The 3,022-nt window shown below is 58.3% G+C and carries 2 protein-coding genes; both read left to right on the top strand.

Annotated elements, in window-relative coordinates; genetic code table 11:
• Positions 1-2,212: amino acid adenylation domain-containing protein (locus GSQ94_RS06565; protein WP_216843028.1), on the top strand; the 2,212-nt coding region annotated here is incomplete at its 5' end.
• Positions 2,209-3,022: condensation domain-containing protein (locus GSQ94_RS06560; RefSeq protein WP_158942726.1), on the top strand; the 814-nt coding region annotated here is incomplete at its 3' end. The genes GSQ94_RS06565 and GSQ94_RS06560, both read left to right, overlap by 4 nt.

Raw genomic sequence — 3,022 nt, 5'->3', positions numbered from 1 at the left:
TCCCGCGCCCGCGCCGCTGTTCTCCTCGCTGCTGAACTATCGCCACAGCCGGGAAGGTGGGCCGGCATCTTCGCAGAAAGCTTTACAGGGCATGACCCGGCTTCGATTCGAAGAACGCACCAACTACCCCTTTGAACTCTCGATCGATGACCTGGGAGACGGCTTCTGGCTGACCACGCAGACGCTGGACTCCGTGGGGGCGGAGCGAATCTGTGCGTTCATGCAGACGGCGCTCGAATCCCTGGTCACGGCGCTCGAGACCGCTCCGGATACCCCATTGCAAAAACTGGCCGTGCTGCCCGAGCCGGAACGCCAGCGCGTTCTCTACACGTGGAACGAGACGGAGATGGCAATTCCTCGCGATCGGTGTCTGCATGAGCTGTTTGAGGAGCAGGTCCGCCGCGCGCCGGAGTCGACGGCGCTGATCTTCGAAGGGGAGTCGCTGAGCTATGCGGAGTTGAACCGCCTGGCCAACCGCCTGGCGCACTATCTGCGTGGGCTTGGGGTGAAGCCGGACGATCGGGTAGGTTTATGTGTGGAGCGCGGCTTCGCGATGATTACGGGCCTGCTGGCGATCCTGAAGTCTGGCGCCGGCTATGTGCCACTCGATCCCGCCTACCCGGCCGAGCGCCTCCGCTTCATGCTGAAGGACGCGCTACCCGTGGCGCTGCTGACGCAGAGTCACCTTGCGGATGTGCTCGAGCCCAGAGATCACTCCGCGATACCGATGCTGCTGCTCGATCAGGACGTCGCGCCCTGGCAAGTGTATCCGGAAGAGAATCCTGGTCGCGCGAAGCTGGGCCTCAGCCCCGTGCACCTCGCCTACGTGATCTATACCTCCGGCTCCACAGGGACCCCAAAAGGCGTCATGGTCGAACATCGGAATCTCGTCAATTGCATTCACAATGCCCAGCAGTACTGCCATCTCGAGCCTCGCGATCGTCTTCTTCAGTTTGCATCGCTCAGTTTTGATACCGCTGCCGAGGAAATATTTCCTCCATTAATAGTTGGAGCTGCTCTCGTTTTGAGTATTAAAGATCAATTGATCGACCCCAATTTGTTTTGGGATTTATGTCGAAGTGCAGAGATCACAGTGCTGGAGCTTCCCGCTCGATTCTGGAGTCAATTCGTTTCCGCTCCAGATGTCGTCATTCCAAATGCAGTACGGTTGATAGTTATCGGCGGGGAAGAAGTGTCGGTTCCGGCATTACGGCAATGGCTGGATAAACCACGTCATGTGCAGCTACTCAATGCCTACGGGCCAACCGAAGTTACGATCACTGCTTCAGTAGCCGGACCGGTCTTCAACAGAGCCAATCTGTCTTCCATTGGTCGACCGATTGGGAACACGCAGATTTACATTCTGGACGGTGCTCGTGAGCCTGTTGCGATTGGTGTTCCTGGGGAGATTTACATTGGCGGCGCGGGAGTTGCGCGCGGGTATCTGAACCGTCCCGATCTGACGGCTGAGCGTTTTGTCCGGAACCCCTTTGTGGAGGGAACAGAACGGATGTATCGCACGGGCGATCTGGGCCGCTGGCATCCTGATGGGACGATCGAGTTCCTTGGGCGGAACGATGACCAGGTGAAGATCCGCGGCTTCCGCATCGAGCTGGGCGAGATCGAGACACATCTGTTGGAACGTCCGGAGATCCGCGAAGCCGTGGTCTTGGCGCGGGAAGACGAGCCAGGGGACAAACGGCTGGTCGCGTACTACGTGGGGTCGGACGAAGGCGCTGCGGAGGATTTGCGTTCTCATCTGCAGCAGCGGCTTCCGGAGTATATGGTGCCAGCCGCGTATGTGCGACTGGACGAGATGCCGCTGACGCCGAACGGCAAACTGGACCGCAAGGCGCTGCCCGCGCCGGAGCTCGAAGCCTATAAGTCGGCAGGCTACGAGATCCCGGTTGGGGAGATGGAGACGCTGCTGGCGCAGGCCTTCGCCGAGGTGCTGGATCTGGAACAGGTCGGGCGGCATGAAAACTTCTTCGAGCTCGGTGGGCATTCCCTGTTGATGGTGAAGCTGCTCAGCCTGCTACGCAATCACGGAGTCGAACTCGATATCCGCAACCTCTTTCAGACACCCACGGTAAGGGACCTTGCCGCGTCGATTGCGGATGCCTTGCCCCGGGTGGAGGTTCCCCCCAGCCTGATTCCAATGTCAGTGGATAACAGAAACATCTCCACCGATCAAATCGAGATGAGCATATGACATTTGATCAGTTACTTGTAGAGCTTGATAAACGAGGAGTCGAGCTTAAGAAGTTCAACTCGGATCTTTTTATACGTGGTAGCCGTGAAGTATTAGATCTTGGTCTCAAAGAGTTCGTGCGTCTTCACAAGTCGACTTTACTGGATCTGTTAGGTAGGGACGTCGATCAATGGTGGTCGACTCCTTCGGTGATCACGCCGTCGATGCTTCCGCTGGTGACGTTGAACGCGGAGCAGATTGCAGCGATCATAGCCCAGGTTCCGGGTGGAGCAGGAAACGTGCAGGATATCTATCCGTTGGCGCCTTTGCAGGAGGGGATCTTCTTCCACTACCTGATGGCCGACCAGGGTGATCCATATCTGTCCTCGGGTCTGATGGCCTTTGATAGCCGGGAGCGTTTGGATGGCTATCTGAGGGCGATGCAGGCAGTGGTGGATCGTCACGACGTTTTGCGCACTGCGATCTTCTGGGAGGGTTTACCGGAACCGGTGCAGGTGGTGCTGCGTCGTGTGATCCTGCCGATCGAAGAGGTAGAGCTGGAGGGTGAGGGCGATGCGGCTGAACAACTGTACGCGCGGTTCGATCTTCGCCACAGCCGGATCGATCTGCGACAGGCTCCGCTGCTGCGGCTCCACATCGCGTACGATGCCGGGCAGAAGCGCTGGTTGTTGCTGATGCTGATCCACCACCTGACGACGGATCACGTATCGTTGGAGCTCCTGCTGGAAGAGGTGCGGATGCATCTTCTGGGAAGAGGGGAAGAGCTTCCTGCGCCAATACCATTCCGGAACTACGTGGCCCATGCGCGTC

It is taken from the genome of Granulicella sp. S190, assembly GCF_009766095.1.
Classification (GTDB): domain Bacteria; phylum Acidobacteriota; class Terriglobia; order Terriglobales; family Acidobacteriaceae; genus Edaphobacter.
Note: the sequence above shows the minus strand (reverse complement) of the source record. Positions and strands in the feature narration are given on the sequence as shown.